Raw genomic sequence first — 20,116 nt, 5'->3', positions numbered from 1 at the left:
TTCGCGGTTCGTCATCTCTCGCCGATGCCCGGCGCACGGTGCGAGACGAAACTGGCGGCATGGGCTCGCTCACCGAACGACTGAGTAACGCCGCGGGTGCACGCGCCGCGGCCGTGCGCCAGGCGCTCGATGCCCCCGAACGGACGCCCCGCACCGCGGTGGTCCTCGGCCGGATCGTCGGCGCGGGGTTCGCGGTCTGCTTTCTCACCGGGATCTACAGCCATCTTCAGCAGCATCCGCTCAGCTGGCTCCCCCTCCCCACGCGTCCGGTCGAGCTGTACCAGTGGACACAAGGGATCCACGTGGCAGTGGGCACCGCTCTGCTTCCTCTCGTCCTCGCAAAGCTCTGGGTGGTCTATCCCCGGCTCTTCGCGTGGCCGCCGGTGCGGCGGCCCGTCGACGTCGTCGAGCGCGTGTCGGTCGCGGTGCTCGTCTCGACATCTCTGCTGCAGATCGTGATGGGGGTGCTCAACACCTTCCAGTGGTACCCATGGCCGTTCTCGTTCGTGCGCACCCACTGGGCCCTGGCGTGGGTCCTCGTCGGCGCGATCGTGGTGCACATCGGCGTGAAGCTGCCGGTCATCGTGGCGCACTGGCGCGGGCTCCGCGGGGCGGACGATGGGCACTGAACGGCAGAGTCGGCGCACCTTCCTCGTCGGGGCAGGCGCGTCGGCGGTCGCGCTCGTGGGTCTCACCGCCGGGCAGACGTTCGACCCGCTCGCCCCCGTCAATCTGTTCGGGCCTCGCGTCAAAGGCGACGGGCCCCAGGGAGTGCCGATCAACCGCACGGCGAAGCAGGCCGGCGTCGCAGGCCTGGCCGCCGATCCGGGCTGGCGCCTGCGCGTGACGAGCGCACGCGACGCGATCGAGCTCTCGAGAGAGGATCTGGAACGGATGCCGCAGGCCGAGGCTGTTCTGCCGATCGCGTGCGTCGAGGGATGGAGCACGACGGCTCACTGGCGCGGCGTGCCACTGGGAGACCTCCTCGCCCTCGCTGGAACAAACCCCGAGCACACGGTGCGTGTGGTGAGTCTGCAGCCGCGCGGAGCATATAGGGAGACGACGATGCCCCCGCACTACGCGTGGGATCCGCTGACCCTCGTCGCGCTCGAGCTCAACGGGCAGACACTCGACGCGGATCACGGGTACCCCGCGCGCATCATCGCGCCCGGCCGGCCAGGCGTGCTCCAGACGAAATGGCTCTCTGCGATCCGGGAGGAGTCCGCGTGACCATTCTCCGCCCCCTCCTGCTGGCGCTCGGCGTCGCCGTCGCGGGATACGGTGTTTTCCTGCTCGTGACCACGTCGTCGCCCAGCCGGCTGCTCGCGCTCATGGTCTGGCTGGTCGCGGTGATCGCCGTGCACGACGCGGTGCTGGCGCCGCTCATGTCCTCGCTGCGCGCGCGGTGGTATCGCAGAGCAGAGGCGCGGGCGACCGTCGTGACAACCGTCGTCCACGTCGGCTTCGTGGTCGGCGGCGTGCTCACCCTGTTCGTGGTGCCCGAGATCTGGGCCCAGGCGAGGGGGAACCCGAACCCCACCATCCTCGTGGGCGACTACGCGCTGCGGCTGACGCTCGTGTGGGCGCTGATCGCCGCGACCGTGCTCATCGTGGTGCGCGTGGTCACCCGCCGATCCCGTCGCTGACGACCGGGTCGAGCGAGCCCGGACGCGTGTACTCTGCGAATCGGCGAGCGTCGGTCCGCCACTCTCGCACGAGCTCGAGCCCGGCACCTGCGGCATGCGCTCGGAGGGCGAGCCGCCCGACCTCGGCCCACGGGAACGGCGTGCCGGACGGGCCGACATCGTCGCGCAGCATCCCATGGAATCGATGGTCGCGTCTCGCCGCGGGGTGCGTCTCGACGACGAGTCGCCCCGTCGACCGCAGGAGGCCGGCGCAGCGGCCAAGCAAGGCGGCGGGATCGCCGCCGATGCCGATGTTGCCGTCGAGCAGCAGCGCCGTCCCCCATTCACCCTCTGCCGGGAGCGTGTCGAAGACAGAGCGACGCAGGACGGGCAGGCCGCGGCGACGAGCGATCGACACGGCAGCGCGTGACACGTCGACACCGAGCGCGGCGTGCCCGGCATCCAGTGCCGCTCGCACCATTCGTCCGGGGCCGCAGCCCACGTCGAGCACGGGACCGTCGACGGTGCGGGCGAGAGCGCTGTCGATCTCGTCGGGGGCGGCGAGGAACCGGTCCACATCCATGCGCACGCTGCGGGCGCGGCCTACGTCGTGCAGCATCAGTGGCCCGGTCGGCGTTCGAAGCGCCCGCTCGTACGGAGCGCCGAGGGCGCCGTCAGTGCCGGCGACGCTCATGCCGCCCTCGCGAGGAGCCGCCGCAGCTGGCCGTCGGGCAGAAGGCCCGCCACGGCCGCCAGGCTCTCGGCGGTGTCGATGTCGGTCAGCACCGGCAGTGCCTCGACGCGGAGTCCGGCCGCCCTGAGGCGGCGAAGCTGGCGGTCGCCGGTATCGGCACGCGACATGGGCACGCCGCGCACCAGATCACCGTCGGGTTCGCGCAGCCCGAGCGCCCAGAAGCCGCCGTCGGACGCGAGGCCGAGCCACGCATCGAACGGCGGCGTCGATGCGAGGGCTCGAGAGACGTGCTCCGCGCGCACCTGGGGCGTATCCATGCCGATGAGGAGGGTGGGGCCCGCGCAGTCATCGAGCGCCGTCGCGATGCGCTCGTCGAGCCCGCCCTCCGATTGCGGCACGATCTCCCAGCCATCGGCATCGACGGGCAGATGCTCGCCCGCGAAGCACAGCACGCGTCGCTCGACCGGGATGGCACGGCCGAGGGCAAGTGTGTCGCTCAGGCTCGCTTCGGCGATCCGGGCAGCGTCCTCGAGGCTGAACGGCGGATGCAGCCGCGTCTTCACCCTGCCCGGCACGCACTCCTTAGCCATCACCACCAGGGTCGTCATGTCACACCCGCTCCCGAAGCAGCCTGCTCATGTCGGCGATCGCGATCGCCGTTCCGCGCACCGTGCCCGTCACCTTCGAACGACCGACCCGCGGGCGGTACGTCACCTCCACCTCTCCGATCCGCCACCCTTCTCGAGCGGCCGCCATCACCATCTCGAGCGGATATCCGCTGCGCCGATCGCGCAGGCCCAGCGCCAGCAGGCCTTCCCGTCGGGCGGCGCGCATCGGCCCGAGGTCGTGCACGGAGATCCCCGCACGGGTGCGCAGCCGCCGTGCGAGGTATGCGTTGGCGAGGCGGGCATGGGGCGGCCAGCTGCTCCACGGCACCGCTGCGCGCCTGCCGAGGACCAGGTCGAACTCTCCAGTCAGGACGGGGTCGGTGACGCGCTCGAGCTCGCCGAGGTCGAACGAGCCGTCGGCGTCGCAGATCGCGACCACCTCGGCCGTCGCCGCCGAGACGCCGGCGTGGACAGCTGCGCCGAACCCGCGGCGCGGCTCGTGCACGACCGTCGCGCCGTTCTCTCGGGCGACGGATGCCGAGCAGTCGGTCGAGCCGTTATCGACGACGATCGCTCGAGCGCCCGCCGGCAGCGCGGCCAGCACGCGGGGGAGCGCCGCCGCCTCGTCGAGGCAGGGGAGCACGACATCGATCGCACCAGACATGCTCCGACGGTAGGACGGCGGCCGCGGGCCATGAGCCGCAGAGAATTACGAAGTGCGGACAAGGCCGTCCCTCCGTCGTCCCGCCGTCCTCACCCAGCCGAAGCGGCCTATTCTTACGGCATGTCCACCGCACGGATGCCCGCGCACGGGGGAGACCTCGCCGATCGGCGCGTCCTCGTCGTCGAGGACGATCCCACTGTCCGCGAGGTCGTCGAGACGTACCTCCAGGCGGACGGCTTCATCGTCGACGTGGCATCCGACGGCTTCGCGGCGCTCGATGCGATCGAGATCCGTCGGCCCGATCTCGTCGTCCTCGACCGGATGCTTCCCGGCATCGACGGCGCCGAGGTATGCCGGCGCATCCGGGAGGGCAGCGCCGTGCCGGTCATCCTGCTGACCGCCCTCGGCGCCCCGGAGGACCGAGTCGCGGGACTGGAGGCCGGCGCCGACGACTACCTCACGAAGCCCTTCTCGCCCCGCGAGCTGGTGCTGCGGGTGCAAGCGGTGCTGCGCCGCAGCCTGCGCGAGTTCACGCCGGAGGCACCCTTCGACCTCGGACCGTTCCACCTGGATGCGTCGGCACGCGTCGCGCGCAAGGACGGCGCCGAACTGACTCTGTCGGCACGGGAGTTCGATCTGTTCGCGTTCCTGCTCAAGCATCCTCGTCGCGCCTTCACGCGCGAGGAGCTGCTGCGCGCGGTGTGGGGATGGGAGTTCGGCGACCTCTCGACGGTGACGGTCACGGTCCGGCGCCTGCGCGAGAAGATCGAAGGGGATGTCTCCCAACCGCGGATCCTCAACACCGTGTGGGGAGTCGGGTACCGGCTCGACCCCGAGGGTACGTCATGATTCCTCTGCCCGACCTCGCGGCGATCGTCGGGATCGCGGTGCTGTGCGCGGTGATCGTCGGGGCGCTGGGCCTGATCGCCCTGCGCATCGCGCGGCGATCGCCCATGATGGTGCAGCTGCTCGTCGTCGTCGCGACAGCGACACTGTCGGTGACCGCAGGCATGGTCGCAGTCGCTCAAGCGATGTACCTGTCACCGCACGACCTCCTCGTCGGCGTCTGGGTCTCCGCGAGCGCCGGCTTGGTCTCACTCGGCGCGGCCGTCATCGTCGGGCGCGCATTCACCCGTCAGGTCGCACGCGTGCGCGGGTTCGCCCGTGACATCGGCGACGGCGCACCGGTCGAGCCGCCGGCATCCCCGGATCGTTCGGAGCTGGCGCAGCTGCAGAGCGAGCTCGCGCTCGCCAGTCGGCGTCTGGACGATGCGCGGGCGGAGGTGCAGGCGCTCGACGCGTCGCGCCGCGAGCTGGTGGCGTGGATCTCGCACGACCTGCGCACGCCGCTGGCGGGCCTGAGGGCCATGGCAGAGGCGCTGGAGGACGGGCTGGCCGACGACCCGCAGCGATTCCACCGGCAGATGCGGCTGCAGGTCGCCCATCTCACGTCTCTGGTGGACGAGCTGTTCGAGCTGTCGAAGATCCAGTCGGGGCGTCTCGATCTGACGCTCGAGCCGGTGTCGCTCTACGACCTCGTCAGCGACGCCGTAGCCGAGCTGAGTGTGCTGGCGCGCGCCCACCGCATCACCATCCGCGAGTCGCCGAGCCCCGAGCACGTCGTCCTGGGAGACGCGCGCGAGCTCTCCCGCGTCATCGCGAACCTGCTCATCAATGCGATTCAGCACTCGCCGGCGGGAGGTGAGATCTCGGTCACCACGCGCGCGAGCGGCGACGGGACGGCGACGCTCTCGGTGGTCGATGCGGGCGGGGGGATCGCGGCAACCGACTTGACCAAGGTGTTCATCGCCGGCTGGCGCGCCGACGCTTCGCGGACGCCGCCCGCGGTCGCCACCGGCGGCGGTTCAGGACTGGGTCTTGCGATCGCGCACGGGATCGTCAAGGCTCACGCGGGCGACATCTCGGCGACGAACGTGCCGGGCGGGTGCCGGTTCGACGTCGTGCTCCCTCGCGCCGCCGTCGCGTGACTCTCGGGCGCCCAGTGGGGATCGCCTCGGGCGATCAGCCGGTGCCGAGGATCTGTTCGAGGCGCTCGATGGGGCCGTAGAGGCCCGCGTCGAGGATCCATATCTGGAGCTGCTTGTCGAAGCCGGTGATCACGGCGAGGCCGACGAGGACGAAGAGCATCCCCACGATCCGGCGGAACCATCCGCGCGGATCGGCGAGCCAGCCGAGTCTCCGCACGAGGCCCCTTCCGAGCAGGGCGATCAGCAGCAGCATCGCAGCGAGGCCGAGTGCGTAGGCGAACACGTACGTCACGCCCTCGACGAACGACACGGGGAGCACCGTCGCCACGATCAACGCGTAGGTCGGACTGCAGCTCGAGAACACCGGGCCGAGGGCTGCACCGGTGAGCACGTCTCCGGCGACGCCGCCGTGCGAAGCCGATCGACTCAGCATCGCGTCGCTCGTCGACTGCAGACGCAGGCGCGCCGACAGCCGGTCCCACAGCGACGGGACGAGCAGGTTGACGCCGAGGAGAATCACGATGGAGCCGGAGATCACCTGCCAGACCTGCGGGGGAATGCCGAGCAGAGCGGTCGTGGCCTTCAGCAGCAGTGTGAACACGACGACGCTGACGGCGAGGGATGCCGCGATGATGTAAGGCCGGGAGCGCGAGACGCGGGCACCGTCTCGCACCATCGCGCCTCCCACGATCACCGGCAGCAGCGGCAGCACGCACGGAGCCGCGACGGTGAGGATGCCGGCGGCGAAGCTCAGCAGCAGCGACGCTGTCACGGCATCGTCACGGAACGGCCGCTGCGAGCGACGCCACCGACGGGTCGTCGTAGAGCACGGAACTCGAGATGAGCTCACCGGCGTCATCAACGAAAACCACCGTGGTCTGCAGCGTCACCCCGTACTTCTGGCGGAGATCGGTGCGCGCGTCGTAGTCGACCTTGAACACGGTGAGTCCGTCGGGTGCGCCCTCCGCGCGCAGATCCTCGTCGAGCGTCCGGCACTGCGGACACCACGCGGCGTGGAAGAAGAGAGCCTTAGGTCCCGCCGTTGCCTCGATCGCGCCATCACTGAAGTCCACATAGGCCCCCACGGCCGATGTCGACGCCGACGTGGGAGGGCTGCTCGGCGGGGGACTCGGTGCGGCGGAGGGGTCGGCGGGAGCGGTCGTCGGAGGCGGCAACGCTGTTGCCGATCGTGCGTCCGCTGCAGTTGTGCAGCCTGCGAGTGCCAATGCCACGGTCAGTAGCGCTGCCGAAGCCGTGCGTTTCGCGATGTTCATCCGACCTCCGGGAGGGGCGGGGGAGTGTGACCCCGTCTGAACGATATTCCGCCGCGAGGGGCCGCTGTCCATCATCCGCGCGCTCGTCTCCGATTCGTAAGGAGTACAGCGGTGCAAGAGGTCCACGCGCACCGGACGAATGTGCGATCATCTCCCGCCGCGGATGCGGGCCGCTGCACCCTGGTCGAGACGGCAACTCGACCGCTGACTGCCCGTCGGGTGTGTCCGATCCGATCTTGTGGGTACTCCGAAGAACCGGCGACCGCCGTGGGTGTCGTGGAGGTGTGTGGTGGCCGGGTACCGGCGAGTGAGAGTCTTCACGTGAACCCCCGTAGCGGGCGCCGTGAGCGGAATGAGGTTCCTCGCAGCGGCGGAGCTTCTCGCCCTGCTGGTGGCGCGTCACCCCGCGGAGACCATGCGAGGCGCATCAGCCGTTCGACGAGGCGACGAGCGCACCCCTGCAGCGGATCAAGTCGTTGAAGACGGGTCTGACCACGATGATGACGAACCGCTGCTGTCGGCCACCTTCCCCAGGAGTCCCATGAGGATGTGCTGTTCCGAGCGTGACAGTACGGCCAAATAGCGTTCCGTTATTGCGAGATTCTTGGCGTGAATCTCCTCTGTCAGCGCGACGCCCTTGGGAGTCAGCGAGAGCACGATGGAACGTTGATCGGCTGCTGAGGTCTCCGCAGTGACCAGTTCCTGCGCTTCCAACATCTTCCGCGCCGCGGATACGGCAGCACGGCTCATCAACGATGCGTGCGCCACGCGGTGAGGTTCGAGCGGGCCGGCTGCCCAGAGCGTGAAGCACACGCGGAAATTGGCCATGCTGAGACCATCAGGTAGCAGGCTCTCACTGTCGGCGGCCAATCGACGGTTGAGTCGTCGAATGAGCAGACTGATGGGCGTCGCCAGCCCTGACCCGTCCCTCCCCAGAGCGGTTCGCGACCGCTCCGACGCCATGTCGACAAACGTCAGGAAGCTTTCGTCGGGTGTGTCGGATCGGAGTACCTGATTCAAGGGTTCGCACCTCTCACTGAGACGGGTCTAGAGCCACAGTCCGTGGCGGGCTTCGGCACCTCGCGGCATCAGAAGCTCAGGCTAGTACGGGGCCAAGGCCACCTCTCCACGTGCGGGGAGAGGGTGGCCTCAGGGATCGGACCGCCGGAGGCAAACGCCCCGGCGTGGATGGAGGCTCTACATGGCACCACCACGCTGTTCGATTACTGCTCGCGCAGCGTTCCGGATGAATTCAGCCTGCGACTGGATGATGCTGCGGGACGACGGCGCATCGCGTGCTGAGAGCGCTTCGGTGAGACGCTGGATCAGGGGATGCCCCATCTGCTTCTTCCACATGTCGGAGGCGTACGTGTCGCGCCAGAGCGGTGCGATCGAGAGCTGACGGAACTGCGCCGTGAGCTGGCGGGAGCCGGCCAGGCCGATGATCGCGCAATGGAAGTCGAGGTTGGCTTCGAGGAAGGCGTCGAGCTCCGCCGATGTGTCCGTGGGCAACTCGGCAAGAGCGACCCCCAGCTCAGTGATGTGTTCAAGCGCGTCACCCGGCGCATGTTCGAGGTATCCCTCGATGACTCCGATCTCGATGGCCTGCCGAGCGGCATAGAGATTGTCCACGAACTCGGCGGTGATCGAGGTGGGAGTGAAGGCGCCGCTCTGGTTGCGCTCGACCAGACCCTGCGCACCGAGCCGAACGAGAGCGTTGTAGACGAAGGAAGGCCCCGTGTCCAGCGCCGCCGCGAGCCGCGAAACATCAATAGCGGTTCCCGCCGGGACTGGCCTGCGGAGGATCCAGCTGCGGACGGCGGCATCGGTCTCGGCCTCGACGGTCCGCTCCAGACGGTCCATCCGCCCTCGGTAGTAGGCCAATGGATCGCCCGCGCGCGCGCTGGCCCGCAGCGCCCTGCCGATGAAGATCGTGTGAGTGCCGCCCGTGGCGGTGTCGGATATCTCGCACTCGATCGTCGCGAGCGCGCCGTCGATGAGGGGCAACCCGTTGGAGCTGATCCGGTACGGCGTCCCGGCGAACTTGTCGGCGCCTTTCCGCCCGAAGCGCGCGGCGACGTCCGCCTGCTCAGCGGCCAGGATATTGATCGCGTAGTGCTTGGCCTTGACCAGAGCGTCGTGCGTCGAGCTCGATCGGTTCAAGCACACCAGCATCATCGGTGGATCCAACGAGAGTGACGATACGGCGGATGCTGTCGTTCCGAACGGCTCCCCCTCAAGCTCGGTCGTGATCACGGTCACTCCCGAAGCGAAGTGGCCGAAGACGGCCCTGAAGTCGTCGGCCCCGAGGGCGGTCGACTGCTCGGGCGGAGTTGGCGTGGTGCTCACCTGTAGCTCCTTTGGTCGAGGCGGTTGAGCCAGCTGGGTTGCCCCCTCGCACGATAGCCACAATCAAGCATTTAGTGAAGACCTGCATCAGATTCCGGCACCGTGGGTCGAGAGTTTCGACGTTTCGTCGAGAAAAGTAGTTCAGCTCTGGACTATAGAGAGAAAATCATCTACCGTGGCTCCATCGCCCGTCGGGTCCTGTTTGACCCTCGCGAACGACGATCGCCCTCGCTCGATTCGCTCAACGAAGCCGTTCATGCGCCGCTCACCCGAGCTGGCCGCGAGAGATAGGAAGAGATGCACACGATGCAAGCGGGTATGTCGCTCGAGGAGCTCTCGAAGCGGATAGACCGTCTGGAGTCCGCCACTGCGATTGGGCGACTCCACCAGAACTACGTGCGCGACCTCGCCGCCAGGAACTGGGACGCGGTGGCGGAGGCCTACACAGAGGACGCTGTCTGCGACATCAGGCACCACGGCGTGCACATTGGCCGTCAGGCGATTCGGGAGATGTTCGGCGCGGAACTGGAGGGCGTCGTGCTCGCACGGGACGGGTACATCCTGTCGTCTCCCGACATCACGGTCTCAGATGACGGCGACTCCGCGTCCGGAGTGTGGACGTGGCACCGGTTGCAGGCCGACTTCCGCACCACCTGGGGTCTCATGCGGGTGTGGGGTCCTTGGTCTGAAGGCACCTATGTGACCGAGTACCGCCGTGTGGACGGTGAATGGAAGATCTCCAAGCTGTGGTTCCGTGTGCACGCTCCGGACCACGACGAGGAGTTCGTCGCGGCGGGCGAAGAGGGTCGTGTGTTGGGCGGCGCCGGCCGTCCCGGGGCCATCTAAGCCGTTCCACGCCTCACTTCGAACGGAGCCTGACAATGAGAAAGATGATCCTCACGACCTTTGTGATGCCGCTCGGCTACCACCGCAATAGCTGGCGCCGTGATGACAGCCGCGCCGACGAGGTGCCCGGCCTCGCGTTCGTCCGGGACATCGCACGCATGGCGGAACACGCGAAGCTGGACGCGGTCTTCTTTGGCGACATCGTGCACGCGGGCCCCACAATGCGCGGCGACACCATGATGAACGGGTTCTACGAACCGATGACGACGCTCGCGGCGATCGCCGCCTGCACCACGAACATCGGCTTGATCGGGACCCTGTCCACCTCCCTCTCCGAGCCGTACAATGTGGCCCGGCAGCTTTCCTCGCTGGATCACCTTTCAGCAGGCAGAGCGGGATGGAACATCGTCACTTCCTCCGATGGGTTCCGCAACTTCGGCATTGCCGAGGCCCCCGCGGCGATCGACCGGTATCGCCGAGCCACAGAGTTCGTGCGTGTCGTCGAGCAGCTGTGGGACAGCTGGTCGGACGACGCGGTCATCGCTGACCGGGCCGCCGGAAAGTGGTTGGACACGAAGAAGCTCCGCCCGATCGATCACAAGGGGGAGTTCTTCTCCGTCGAAGGGCCGATCAACCTTCCGCGCTCGCCCCAGGGACGCCCCGTTCTTGTCCAGGCGGGATCCTCGGGACCCGGACTCGAACTGGGAACCAGCGTCGCAGACGCGATCTACACGGCTCAGCCAGACTTCGACGAGGCCGTCAAGTTCTACGCCGATGTCCGCCGGCAGGCGGGTGTTGCTCAAGCGGACGGGGTGCGGCGATCGGCGCTGCCGCCGAAGGTCATTCCAGGGATCGTTCCGGTTGTCGCGGACACTGCGAAGGAAGCCGACGAGATTGCTGCAGAGCTCGCGTCCTTCCTCGACATCGAGCAGGGCCGACTCGAACTCGCTGGAGACCTGAGGGTGGACCTCTCCGACATCGACCTGCACGAGTCCGTTCCGGGGGAGCGGTTCGATCAGATCGCCCAGATGACCAGTCGGCAGGCGATCTACCGTCGGATGTCCGTGGAGCAGGGTCTCACCCTGCGCGAGCTCATCGTGAAGCGAGCGCGTTCCACCGGTCACCAATGGATCGCCGGCACCGCGTCAAGCATCGCCGATCAGATGCAAGCGTGGTTCGAGGCACCCGCGTGCGATGGATTCAATCTCAACGCGCCCTACAACCCTGAAGGATTCGAACGGATCTGCACGAAGCTCGTGCCCGAGCTGCAGAGCCGGGGCCTCTTCCGCACTGAGTATGAAGGGAGCACGCTCCGTGACCAGCTCGGCATCCCGCGTCCGACCGTCCTCTTCTGAAAACCCGGAAGACATTCGCACCATGACTGGCACGCAACTGCAGTTCAAGATCATGCGCCTCGGCGTGGATCCCACCCAAGTCGTCGGCAAGCCCGCCCCTGGGCCCGTTGACCGCAGGACCATCGAGATGCGCGGGATGGTCGTCGAGTACGACACCGCCGTGCCCATGCGCGACGGCGTGCGAATCTACGTCGATGTCTACCGGCCTCATCAGTCGAGCGGCGCCGCCCCGATACTGCTCGCCTGGGGTCCCTACGGCAAACACTGGCTCACCAACCAGATGTATCCCGGGTCCGGGGTGGACCCGGCGTGGATCTCCGATCTGACGGCGTTCGAGGCGCCCGACCCGATCTATTGGACCTCGCACGGCTACGCCGTCGTCGTCGCCGACCCTCGGGGTCTCTGGAACTCCGAGGGCGACTTCTCGCACAACGGTCCTCAGGAACGTGAGGACCTTTACGACACGATCGAATGGCTGGCCGCGCGGCCGTGGTCGAGCGGAAACGTGGGGATGCTGGGCGTCTCCTACCTTGCGGGCAGTCAGTACCAGGCAGCTTCCGCCGCGCCGCCCTCACTGAAGGCGATCAGCCCTTGGGAGTGCTTCTCGGACTGGTACCGAGAGTTCGCAACACACGGCGGAATTCCCGAAACCGGTTTCAGGCCGCGGGTCTCGACCAACGTCTCTTACAGTCGCGGGCGCACTGAGGATCCGGCTGCCAACATGTGGGCGCACCCCTTTGACGACTGGTACTACGCCGAGAAGTACGGCGCAATCGACCAGATCACCATCCCCACCTACATGGTCGCATCGTGGGGTGATCACGGTCTGCACACTCGGGGAACCTTGAACGCTTTCGATCAGATCGGTTCGACCGACAAATGGCTCGAGGTACACGGCCAGAAGAAGTGGATGTACTTCTACCACCCCGACAGCGTCGAACGGCAACGCCAGTTCTTCGACACCTACCTCAAGGGTATGGAGGTCGGGCTCGAGCACTGGCCGCGTGTGTCGGCGGAGATCCGGGACAACGGGCGAAGCGACGACTCGATCTGGAAGAACTTCGACGACGCGAAGTTCTCGACCGACGTGTTCCCGCTCTATCTCGACCTGTCCGCGATGGCTCTGGAACCGAGCGCCGTCGCGCCACAGAGCAGCGAGAGCTTCGACGCCACGAACGACAGCATCAGCCTCGAGTACACGTTCGACCGTGAGACCGACATCGTCGGCCCCGCCTCCCTTACGCTCTGGCTCGCTGCCGATCATTCTACGGACGCAGACGTCTTCGTCATCCTGCGCAAGTTCGATCCCGCAGGCGCCGAGGTGGCGTTCCCGACGGGCTCGATCTTCAGCGACGGACCGGTCGCACTCGGGTGGCTGCGCGCCAGCCATCGAGAAACGGACGATCAGTCCACCCCTCTGGTGCCGCACCACCCGCACACGAATGAGGAACCGCTCGTGCCGGGTGACCCGGTCAGGCTGGACATCGAGATCTGGGCGAGTGGAACCGTCTTCCATGCCGGGGAGACGCTGAGACTGACCATTCAAGGTCGCGACTTCCAGAAACGAGTCACTGAGTCCGGTGTGCCGCCGCTGCAGATCCTCCACGAGTCGCTGCGGAACGACGGGACCTGGACTGTGTTGTCCGGCGGCTCGTTCGAGAGCGTCCTTCGCCTTCCACGATCCCCGTGAGCCCCGGTGACCCGGTCACTCACCAAGATCTCGACGTCGGTACACGAGAAAGGAGCGTCGCGATGAAGATGTTGTCTCTACCCGCACGTGACGGCTCCCGGAGGCGCACATGAAGCAGATTCGCGTTCTCATCAAGGGTCTGGTCGCGCTTGGTGTAACCCTCCTCATCTCGTCGTTTGCGATCTTCGCCGCAGTGCATGTCGCTCCGGGTGATGCGGCGGAACTGCTGGCAGGGCCGAACCCTGACCCCGAGACTTTGGCGCTCATCCGAGCCGAGTACCACCTCGATCAGCCGTTCCTCGTCCAGTACTGGCTGTGGCTGGTCGGGGCGCTGCAGGGAGATCTCGGGCGTTCGACCGCCTTCCGGACCGACGTGGTATCGCTCATCCTTGATCGAGGACTGACGACCGTGATGCTGGTCGGATACGCATCCGTCCTCATCTCCGTCTTCGGTGTAGGACTCGGGATCATCGCAGCGCTTCGTGGAAAGTGGACTGCGACATGGATCAACACGGGGACGACCATCGCGATGGGAGCGCCGGCCTTCGCGGTAGCGGTGCTGCTCATCTGGCTCTTCTCGACACAGCTCGATTGGTTCCCCATCTACGGCACAGGAACCGGGTTCTTCGACAGACTCTGGCATCTCACACTGCCCGCCATCTCGCTGTCGCTGATGTACATCGCTTACGTGGCCAGGGTGACTCAATCGGCCATACGGTCCGAGCTGCATTCGGAGCATGTCGCAGTCGCCCGTAGCCGCGGCATCCCTCGCTCGCTGGTGGTCAGGCGACACGTGCTGAGGAACGCGGCGCCCCCCGTGATCACTCTTGTCGGGCTCACAGTGGCCGGCCTTGTCGCTGGGACGGCCGTCGCTGAGCAGGCGTTCGGCGTCAGCGGAATCGGTTCCCTGCTCGTCACCGCCGCGACGCAACAGGACATCCCCGTCGTACTCGGCGTCTCCATGATCGTGGTCACGGTGTTCGTGGTCGTCAACACCATCGTCGACGTCATCGTGGCGGGCATCGACCCGCGGACGGAGGGTTCAGCCTCGTGACAAGCCCCAGCCTCAGCACTCAGCGCATCGCCCTTCGCCCCGGGATCAAGTCCCGCATGTCCGCCGGCGGATGGTTCTTCGGCGGGGCGGGTCTGGCGTGTGCGTTGATCGTGCTCGCAGCGGTTCTCGCGCCGTGGTTGGCGCCGTACGACCCCTTGGCGCTGGACCCACTGGATGCCTATGCCGGCTCGTCATGGGCTCACCCCCTAGGAACCGACGAGTTCGGTCGAGACATCTACTCTCGGCTGCTCTACGGCGCGCGCCTTACGCTTTCGGCACCCGCGATCGTGGTCGTCATCGGGGTTGTCGCCGGCGTTGCACTGGCGCTGATCGCCGCCTGGTACGGAGGAGCGCTGGACGTTGCAGTCGGGCGCTGCGTCGACGTCATGCTCTCGTTCCCCGGCTTGGTTCTCGCCATCGCGGTCGTCGCGATCTTCGGCGCTGGGTACTTCCCGCCGGTGCTGGCCCTCGCCGTCAGTTACACCCCCAGCGTCGCTCGGGTGATCCGGCCGGTGATCCGCCGCGAGCGGAGTCTGGCATACGTGGCGGCGTTGGAAACCCAGGGTGCGCCCACACTGCGCATCTGGATCGCGCACCTGCTCCCCAACATTGCTCCTCTGATCGTGGTCCAGGCGGCGATCCTCTACGGCTACGCGATGCTCGACCTGGCGGCGATCTCCTTCCTCGGTCTTGGCGTGCAGCCTCCGATCCCAGAGTGGGGAGCCATGGCCGCAGACGGGCAGGCCTCCATTACCGCGGGGTACCCGCAGCAATCGCTCTACGCTGCGCTCGCCGTGATCGGCACTGTCGTCGCCTTCAACGCACTCGGCGACAGGATTGCGCGCCGCTTCCAGATTGACGAGTTCGCATGACCCTCCTCGAAATCGACTCGATCGGCATCTCCGTCACGGTCGGGGGAGAAGGCCGGGTGATCGTGCGCGACGTGTCCCTGGCTGTGGAGCACGGTGAATCCCTCAGCCTTGTCGGTGAGTCCGGGTCCGGGAAGTCGATGACGCTCAAGGCGATACTCGGGCTCTTGCCCTCGACCGCGACCGTTACGGGGATGATCCGTTTCGACGGAGTCGACGTGCTCGGTCTCCGCGGTCGCGAGCTTCGGGCGTTCCTCTCCCGCGATGTCGCTTCGGTGTTCCAGAATCCACAGGCCTCCATCAACCCGTTGGCCCGGATCGGGGACTTCGTATGCGAGTCCCTGATCGCGGCCAGGGGGCTTAGCCGTCGCGCCGCGTACGATCGTGCGGTCGCCACGCTGGAGTCAGTGGGTGTGAGCGACGCTGCCCGCCGAATGAATCAGTATCCGCACGAACTGTCGGGGGGACTGCTTCAGCGCGTCATGATCTCCCAAGCTCTCGTGTCCGAGCCCCGTCTACTCCTGGCAGATGAACCGACGACTGCACTGGATGTCACGACGCAGGAGGAGGTCATGGCGATCCTCAACGAACAGCGTCAACGTCGAGGCTTGGCGATGATCTTCGTGACCCACGATCTCGACCTGGCAGCAGCCGGCTGCGATCGTATCGCCGTCATGTACGCAGGGTCGATAGTGGAGACCCTGCCTGCCCGAGGCCTTCACAGCTCCGCCACGCACCCCTACACCAAAGCCCTCCTGGCAGCGAGACCCGGCATCGGCTCCACGGCAGCGCGCTCTCAACCCATCCCCGGCCAGCCGGTCGCGGCATTCCAAGCTCCGTCAGGCTGCCCGTTCCATCCACGATGCCCCCGCGCGACGGAGGTCTGCCGTGTCGAACGTCCTGCGCTGCGGAGCCAAGGCGTCTCCGTCGCAGCGTGCCATCATCCCGTCCTTCCGATCCAGGAAGCCGCGCCAGACCAGCGACGATCCAAGGAGGAGGAATGAACGAGACGACCGTGCTCACTGCGAGGCACCTGCGCAAGGAGTTTCGCGTCCTGTCATCTACCCGCGTCGGCAAGGAGACGTTCGTCGCGGTCGACGATGTGTCGTTCGAGCTCGCCGCCGGCGGATCGTTGGCGATTGTTGGCGAGTCCGGGTCTGGAAAGTCCACGTGCGCGCGCATGGTGATGGGTCTTGAACGACCGACAGCCGGAACGATCGACCTGGCCGGGGTCCCGGACGGCGAAGGCCCCGGGCGGCGACGTAGGGCACGGCAGATCCAGATGGTGTTCCAAGACCCGTACAGTTCTCTGGATCCCAGGCAAACCGTAGAGGCCGCCCTTGCAGAGTGCGTGAAGCTGCACTTCAGCCTCGGCACGAAGGAACTTCACGCGCGCGTGAGGTCGCTTGTCCGCGATGTGGGACTGGATGAACGACACCTGGCCGTGACACCTCGCGGGATGTCCGGGGGTGAGCGCCAACGGGTCGCGATCGCCAAATCCCTTGCCGCGCAGCCGCAGGTGCTCGTGCTCGACGAGGCCGTCGCAGCACTCGACGTCTCGATTCAGGCGCAGATCCTCAATCTGTTGGCGCGGATCCGCACGGAACAGGGCATCGCCCTTCTGTTCATCAGTCATGACCTCGCCGTCGTCGAGGAAGTGTGTGACGACGTCGTGGTCATGCTTCAAGGCTCCATCGTCGAGCGGGGCCCTGTTCATGAGGTGCTCCGCGATCCGCAGCATCCCTACACCAAGCGGCTCATCGATTCCGTTCCACGTCCCGGTTGGATTCCTCGCAGGCATGTCATCGCGGCGTCCCGAGAGGGGGTGTGACGCGATCCCGATACTCGCGTCGACCTAAGGTCCCGCGAACCCGATAGGTCGACTTCCGTGCAGCGCCGCACGGAGGCAGCAAAGAAGCCCAGCATTCCCCCTTCGCTATCCGCCTGGCGGTTAGCCGACGCCCCATCAGGAGAGTTTCATGAACATTCGCCAACACGGCGCCGCTGCGGTGCCGATCGCCATCCTCGCAGTCGCTCTCACGGGCTGCGCAGCATCGCCCCAGCCCTCACCCACTTCCACACCCACCGATCTGACCGTGCTCACCCCCGAGGCCACCGGCGACGTGGACTCGGTCACCTGGGGGCTTTCCGGCAACGAACCCACCACGCTCGACCCGATCTTGGTGGGCACCATCGGGCAGAACACGGTTGTGAGCAACCTCTGCGAAGGACTCATGCAAGTCCAGCCCGACTTCTCTGTCGATCTCGGGCTCGCCGAGTCATACGACCAGCCGTCCCCGGAGGTCTACGTCTTCCACATCCGACCGGACGTTCACTTCTGGAACGGCCAGGCGCTCACCGCGGATGACGTCGCCTTCAGCCTCAACAGGAACCTCGATCCCGCCTCCGGCGCCGTGAACGGCTACCAGTACGCCCCCGTTCAGTCGATCGAAGCAACCGGCCCACTTGATGTCACGGTCACCCTGAGCGAACCGAACGCAGACATCCTCGCCATCCTGGCCGGGCTCAGTGGCGCAGTCAGTCAGAGGAGTGCGGTCGAAGCTGCGGGAGCGGACTACGGCACCCCCGCAGGCGGACTCCAGTGCACGGGGCCATACGAGCTCGGGCAGTGGACGTCCGGACAGGGAATCGAGATCGTCGCCAACGACGACTACTGGAACACCGATCTCACGCCGCACACCAGCACCATCCACTTCGATGCGATCGTGAACAACAACACGCTGACCAGCGCCCTCCTCAGCGGTGACCTGGACGGCGCATACGCGGTGCCTCCGGCAGGCATCAACGCGCTCTCCAAAGGGGAGGGCACGTTGTACTTCGGAAACAGCACGCAGTACTTCCTCTTCGGACCCGTGGACTCCAGCGGCCCCGCCAGCGACGTCCGTGTCCGTCAGGCACTCAACCTCGCGATGGACAAGTCAAGCTTCGTTGACCGTGTGCTCGGCGGAGCGGGCGCGCCGATGAAGGGATTCGTCCCCCCGTTCGCGTTCGCCGGCAACCCCGCCAGCGCCGCGCTCTTGTCTGCCTACGACAAGCTGCCTGGGAACGCCGCACCCGACATCGACGCCGCGACCAAGCTGATCGAGGAAGCGGACCTCTCAGACACCTCGCTCACCATCGCCATCACCGCTGGAGACCAGACTGCACTGGCCGCTGCGACCCTGATGCAGGCAGCGGGAACCGAGATCGGCCTGGACATGACGATCGAGCAGTTGCAGGACACGCAGATCTTCGATCTCTTCTTCAACCCGGACGCCCGTAAGGATGTCGACCTCCTCGCGACCTCGGGCTACTACGAGACGCCCATCTTCCTGAGCTACACCGGCACGTTCGTCAATCCTGACGGTCTCGTCAACTTCATCGGTTACGACGACCCCGACGCTACCGCGAAGCTTCACGATGCGCTGACGGCAACCGACCCCGAGCAGTCCGCGCAGAGCTACATCGCTGGGCAGGACATCTGGCAGGACGCATTCCTCACCGTGCCGGTGGCCACCCAGTACGAGCGTCTGTACCTGCGTGACGGTCTGACGGGCGTCCCCGCAACCCAGGCCTACGTGAGCTATCCCTGGGCTGCCCTGCTCGGGGCGACCTCCTGACCACCCTCGCCAGCATCCGAGCCACATTGGTGGCCAGAAGGAAATCCCGATGTCGATAGACGAACTTTGGCGCCTGGACGCAACCGATCAAGCCGCAGCGATCCGTGAAGGCCGCGTCACCGCACGTGAAGTCGTGCAATCACACCTGGACCGCATCAGAGCAGTCAACCCCATCACCAACGCCGTTGTGCGGGAGTTGGAAGACGACGCCCTCGAGGCAGCGGAAGACGCCGACGCGGCCTTGGCCGCCGGAGAGCACGTTGGCCCGTTGCACGGCGTTCCCGTCACGGTGAAAACGAATCTCGGTGTTCGTGGCCAGGTGACTGACGAAAGCAACGCGGCATTCGCCGACAACCTGGCGGATGAAGACTCCCCGCCGGTCGGCCTTCTGCGGCGGGCGGGCGCGATCTTCCACGGGCGCACCAACATGCCCGATCTCGGAATGCGGTGGAACACGGACAATCCGCTGTACGGTCCCACGCGCAATCCGTGGGACCCCACCAGAACCCCGGGTGGGTCCAGCGGGGGCGACGCCGCGGCCGTTGCGACCGGCATGACGCCCATCGGACTGGGCAATGACTTCGGCGGCTCGATACGGCTTCCGGCCGCGTACAACGGCGTGGTGGGGTTGCGTCCGACGCCCGGTCGAATCCCGTACGCCCCCGAGTCGCCAGAGGACCGCGGGATGGGCGTGATGTTCTTCTACACCGACGGACCGATCGCGCGCTCCGTGCGCGACGTCCAGCTGGCGTTCGACGTGCTCCGTCAAGAGGATGCCCGGGACCCGTTCTGGGAAGACGCACCCCGGGGCCCCGTGGATCCCTGCGAAGTCGTGTTGTTGCGCGACACCGCCGGCTCGGAACCCGATCCGGAGGTTCTCCAGGGTCTGGAGGTGGCTGCGGACGCGCTTCGCGACGCCGGGTACACGGTGCGTGAAGGCGAGGTGCCATCACTTCAGCGTGCGGCGGAGCTGTGGCGAGACATCGTGGCGACGGAACTCAGCGCGCTGCTCACTTCTGACTTCCTCGAGCTGTTCGGCGAGGACGCGCAGCGGTGGGTGAAGTCCAGCATCAGCACCAGTAACGTGCTCGACACGCGCGGCTACGTGCTCGCTATCGCGGAGCGCGCGTGGATCGCCGCCGAGTGGTCGCAGCTGATGTCGTCTGCTCCGCTCATCCTTGGACCTGTCGATACGGGGATTGCGTGGGACGTCTCCTACGATCGCACCGGCGACGTGGAGGCGGCGGTCGTCGCACTGCGCGACCGGTACACCCTCAACTTGGCCGGAAGCCTGTTGGGGCTCGCCACCGCTACCCTCCCCGTCGGCGTGGGCGCCAGCGGCATGCCGCAGGCCGTGCAGATCGCTGGATGGCGATTCCAGGAGGACCGTGCGCTGGCCGCGGCCGCCGCAGTCGAGTCGCGCGTGGGTATCTTCACGCCCCGGAATCCTGTCGCGGAGGCGCAGTGATGCTGCCCGTCG

21 protein-coding genes are annotated in these 20,116 nt (G+C 66.8%); 14 read left to right on the top strand and 7 right to left on the bottom strand.

The annotated features are described in order from the left end of the window. The first annotated feature begins 59 nt into the window (after nucleotides 1-59). Genes MRBLWH3_RS13885 through MRBLWH3_RS13875 form a run of 3 tightly spaced genes read left to right on the top strand, consistent with a single transcriptional unit; the run spans nucleotide 60 to nucleotide 1,646 of the window. Complete coding sequence (locus MRBLWH3_RS13885; protein WP_363432993.1) at nucleotides 60-629, top strand: hypothetical protein; 570 nt, start codon at nucleotides 60-62, stop codon at nucleotides 627-629. Continuing rightward, on the top strand, nucleotides 619-1,230 hold the full coding sequence (locus MRBLWH3_RS13880) for a molybdopterin-dependent oxidoreductase (protein ID WP_363432991.1): 612 nt from the start codon (nucleotides 619-621) through the stop codon (nucleotides 1,228-1,230). Before MRBLWH3_RS13885 ends, MRBLWH3_RS13880 begins: the two co-directional genes overlap by 11 nt. Beyond that, nucleotides 1,227-1,646, top strand: a complete 420-nt coding sequence (locus tag MRBLWH3_RS13875) for a hypothetical protein (protein ID WP_363432988.1) — start codon at nucleotides 1,227-1,229, stop codon at nucleotides 1,644-1,646. The genes MRBLWH3_RS13880 and MRBLWH3_RS13875 overlap by 4 nt, the downstream gene beginning before the upstream one ends. On the opposite strand, the gene MRBLWH3_RS13870 is transcribed toward MRBLWH3_RS13875, so the two are convergent. From MRBLWH3_RS13870 to MRBLWH3_RS13860, 3 genes are read right to left on the bottom strand one after another with little or no spacing between them, the layout of a single operon-like run. Then, nucleotides 1,624-2,319, bottom strand: coding sequence for a class I SAM-dependent methyltransferase (locus MRBLWH3_RS13870; RefSeq protein WP_363432985.1), 696 nt, complete (start codon nucleotides 2,317-2,319; stop codon nucleotides 1,624-1,626). The two genes, MRBLWH3_RS13875 and MRBLWH3_RS13870, sit on opposite strands and share 23 nt — an antisense overlap. Then, nucleotides 2,316-2,927: a TIGR04282 family arsenosugar biosynthesis glycosyltransferase gene (locus MRBLWH3_RS13865; RefSeq protein WP_363432983.1), complete on the bottom strand. Its 612-nt coding sequence runs from the start codon at nucleotides 2,925-2,927 to the stop codon at nucleotides 2,316-2,318. The genes MRBLWH3_RS13870 and MRBLWH3_RS13865 overlap by 4 nt, the downstream gene beginning before the upstream one ends. 1 nt (nucleotide 2,928) lies before the next feature. Next, complete coding sequence (locus tag MRBLWH3_RS13860; protein ID WP_363432981.1) at nucleotides 2,929-3,591, bottom strand: glycosyltransferase family 2 protein; 663 nt, start codon at nucleotides 3,589-3,591, stop codon at nucleotides 2,929-2,931. Between the two features lie 120 nt (nucleotides 3,592-3,711). Here MRBLWH3_RS13860 and MRBLWH3_RS13855 point away from each other — a divergent pair, with 120 nt between their 5' ends. Together MRBLWH3_RS13855 and MRBLWH3_RS13850 are read left to right on the top strand one after the other, a co-directional pair. Beyond that, nucleotides 3,712-4,440, top strand: coding sequence for a response regulator transcription factor (locus MRBLWH3_RS13855; protein WP_363432978.1), 729 nt, complete (start codon nucleotides 3,712-3,714; stop codon nucleotides 4,438-4,440). Then, the gene (locus tag MRBLWH3_RS13850; RefSeq protein ID WP_363432976.1) at nucleotides 4,437-5,579 is read left to right on the top strand and encodes a sensor histidine kinase; all 1,143 of its coding nucleotides are present in this window, start codon (nucleotides 4,437-4,439) and stop codon (nucleotides 5,577-5,579) included. Before MRBLWH3_RS13855 ends, MRBLWH3_RS13850 begins: the two co-directional genes overlap by 4 nt. 34 nt (nucleotides 5,580-5,613) lie before the next feature. Here MRBLWH3_RS13850 and MRBLWH3_RS13845 read toward each other — a convergent pair whose 3' ends face one another. From MRBLWH3_RS13845 to MRBLWH3_RS13830, 4 genes are all read right to left on the bottom strand, one after another. Beyond that, entirely contained in the window at nucleotides 5,614-6,351 is a 738-nt protein-coding gene (locus MRBLWH3_RS13845) for a cytochrome c biogenesis CcdA family protein (protein ID WP_363432974.1), read from the bottom strand. 7 nt (nucleotides 6,352-6,358) lie between these two features. Next, on the bottom strand, nucleotides 6,359-6,652 hold the full coding sequence (locus MRBLWH3_RS13840) for a thioredoxin family protein (protein ID WP_363432971.1): 294 nt from the start codon (nucleotides 6,650-6,652) through the stop codon (nucleotides 6,359-6,361). 669 nt (nucleotides 6,653-7,321) lie between these two features. Beyond that, on the bottom strand, nucleotides 7,322-7,681 hold the full coding sequence (locus MRBLWH3_RS13835; RefSeq protein ID WP_363432969.1) for a MarR family winged helix-turn-helix transcriptional regulator: 360 nt from the start codon (nucleotides 7,679-7,681) through the stop codon (nucleotides 7,322-7,324). Between the two features lie 369 nt (nucleotides 7,682-8,050). Next, nucleotides 8,051-9,202, bottom strand: coding sequence for a flavin reductase (locus MRBLWH3_RS13830; RefSeq protein ID WP_363432967.1), 1,152 nt, complete (start codon nucleotides 9,200-9,202; stop codon nucleotides 8,051-8,053). Nucleotides 9,203-9,499: 297 nt separating this feature from the next. On the opposite strand from MRBLWH3_RS13830, the gene MRBLWH3_RS13825 reads away from it, so the two are divergent. The 9 genes from MRBLWH3_RS13825 to MRBLWH3_RS13785 all read left to right on the top strand — a co-directional run bounded on the left by MRBLWH3_RS13825 (nucleotide 9,500) and on the right by MRBLWH3_RS13785 (nucleotide 20,104). Further along, nucleotides 9,500-10,048 carry a nuclear transport factor 2 family protein gene (locus tag MRBLWH3_RS13825; protein WP_363432964.1) on the top strand — a complete coding sequence of 183 codons (549 nt, stop codon included), beginning with the start codon at nucleotides 9,500-9,502 and terminating at the stop codon, nucleotides 10,046-10,048. A gap of 44 nt (nucleotides 10,049-10,092) precedes the next feature. Beyond that, nucleotides 10,093-11,403: an NtaA/DmoA family FMN-dependent monooxygenase gene (locus tag MRBLWH3_RS13820; protein WP_363432961.1), complete on the top strand. Its 1,311-nt coding sequence runs from the start codon at nucleotides 10,093-10,095 to the stop codon at nucleotides 11,401-11,403. Continuing rightward, complete coding sequence (locus MRBLWH3_RS13815) at nucleotides 11,363-13,093, top strand: CocE/NonD family hydrolase (RefSeq protein WP_363432959.1); 1,731 nt, start codon at nucleotides 11,363-11,365, stop codon at nucleotides 13,091-13,093. The genes MRBLWH3_RS13820 and MRBLWH3_RS13815 overlap by 41 nt, the downstream gene beginning before the upstream one ends. A gap of 109 nt (nucleotides 13,094-13,202) precedes the next feature. Further along, nucleotides 13,203-14,147, top strand: a complete 945-nt coding sequence (locus tag MRBLWH3_RS13810) for an ABC transporter permease (protein WP_363432957.1) — start codon at nucleotides 13,203-13,205, stop codon at nucleotides 14,145-14,147. Continuing rightward, nucleotides 14,144-15,019: an ABC transporter permease gene (locus MRBLWH3_RS13805; RefSeq protein WP_363432955.1), complete on the top strand. Its 876-nt coding sequence runs from the start codon at nucleotides 14,144-14,146 to the stop codon at nucleotides 15,017-15,019. Before MRBLWH3_RS13810 ends, MRBLWH3_RS13805 begins: the two co-directional genes overlap by 4 nt. Next, complete coding sequence (locus tag MRBLWH3_RS13800) at nucleotides 15,016-16,020, top strand: ABC transporter ATP-binding protein (protein WP_363432953.1); 1,005 nt, start codon at nucleotides 15,016-15,018, stop codon at nucleotides 16,018-16,020. The genes MRBLWH3_RS13805 and MRBLWH3_RS13800 overlap by 4 nt, the downstream gene beginning before the upstream one ends. Beyond that, nucleotides 16,017-16,847, top strand: a complete 831-nt coding sequence (locus tag MRBLWH3_RS13795; RefSeq protein ID WP_363432951.1) for an ABC transporter ATP-binding protein — start codon at nucleotides 16,017-16,019, stop codon at nucleotides 16,845-16,847. Before MRBLWH3_RS13800 ends, MRBLWH3_RS13795 begins: the two co-directional genes overlap by 4 nt. 148 nt (nucleotides 16,848-16,995) lie before the next feature. Then, nucleotides 16,996-18,636, top strand: coding sequence for an ABC transporter substrate-binding protein (locus tag MRBLWH3_RS13790; protein WP_363432948.1), 1,641 nt, complete (start codon nucleotides 16,996-16,998; stop codon nucleotides 18,634-18,636). Between the two features lie 49 nt (nucleotides 18,637-18,685). Next, complete coding sequence (locus MRBLWH3_RS13785; RefSeq protein WP_363432945.1) at nucleotides 18,686-20,104, top strand: amidase; 1,419 nt, start codon at nucleotides 18,686-18,688, stop codon at nucleotides 20,102-20,104. Nucleotides 20,105-20,116 lie beyond the last annotated feature (12 nt).

Source organism: Microbacterium sp. LWH3-1.2, from assembly GCF_040675855.1.
Lineage (GTDB): Bacteria > Actinomycetota > Actinomycetes > Actinomycetales > Microbacteriaceae > Microbacterium.
This window is presented reverse-complemented; position numbering and strand designations above follow the sequence as displayed.

Bases quoted from the DNA above. Each gene is read 5' to 3' on its own strand.
- MRBLWH3_RS13885 (WP_363432993.1), top strand. From the start codon at position 60: ATGGGCTCGCTCACCGAACGACTGAGTAACGCCGCGGGTGCACGCGCC.
- MRBLWH3_RS13880 (WP_363432991.1), top strand. From the start codon at position 619: ATGGGCACTGAACGGCAGAGTCGGCGCACCTTCCTCGTCGGGGCAGGC.
- MRBLWH3_RS13855 (WP_363432978.1), top strand. From the start codon at position 3,712: ATGTCCACCGCACGGATGCCCGCGCACGGGGGAGACCTCGCCGATCGG.
- MRBLWH3_RS13790 (WP_363432948.1), top strand. From the start codon at position 16,996: ATGAACATTCGCCAACACGGCGCCGCTGCGGTGCCGATCGCCATCCTC.
- MRBLWH3_RS13870 (WP_363432985.1), bottom strand. From the start codon at position 2,319: ATGAGCGTCGCCGGCACTGACGGCGCCCTCGGCGCTCCGTACGAGCGG.
- MRBLWH3_RS13795 (WP_363432951.1), top strand. From the start codon at position 16,017: ATGAACGAGACGACCGTGCTCACTGCGAGGCACCTGCGCAAGGAGTTT.
- MRBLWH3_RS13785 (WP_363432945.1), top strand. From the start codon at position 18,686: ATGTCGATAGACGAACTTTGGCGCCTGGACGCAACCGATCAAGCCGCA.
- MRBLWH3_RS13825 (WP_363432964.1), top strand. From the start codon at position 9,500: ATGCACACGATGCAAGCGGGTATGTCGCTCGAGGAGCTCTCGAAGCGG.
- MRBLWH3_RS13860 (WP_363432981.1), bottom strand. From the start codon at position 3,591: ATGTCTGGTGCGATCGATGTCGTGCTCCCCTGCCTCGACGAGGCGGCG.
- MRBLWH3_RS13820 (WP_363432961.1), top strand. From the start codon at position 10,093: ATGATCCTCACGACCTTTGTGATGCCGCTCGGCTACCACCGCAATAGC.
- MRBLWH3_RS13865 (WP_363432983.1), bottom strand. From the start codon at position 2,927: ATGACGACCCTGGTGGTGATGGCTAAGGAGTGCGTGCCGGGCAGGGTG.
- MRBLWH3_RS13835 (WP_363432969.1), bottom strand. From the start codon at position 7,681: ATGGCCAATTTCCGCGTGTGCTTCACGCTCTGGGCAGCCGGCCCGCTC.
- MRBLWH3_RS13850 (WP_363432976.1), top strand. From the start codon at position 4,437: ATGATTCCTCTGCCCGACCTCGCGGCGATCGTCGGGATCGCGGTGCTG.
- MRBLWH3_RS13810 (WP_363432957.1), top strand. From the start codon at position 13,203: ATGAAGCAGATTCGCGTTCTCATCAAGGGTCTGGTCGCGCTTGGTGTA.
- MRBLWH3_RS13800 (WP_363432953.1), top strand. From the start codon at position 15,016: ATGACCCTCCTCGAAATCGACTCGATCGGCATCTCCGTCACGGTCGGG.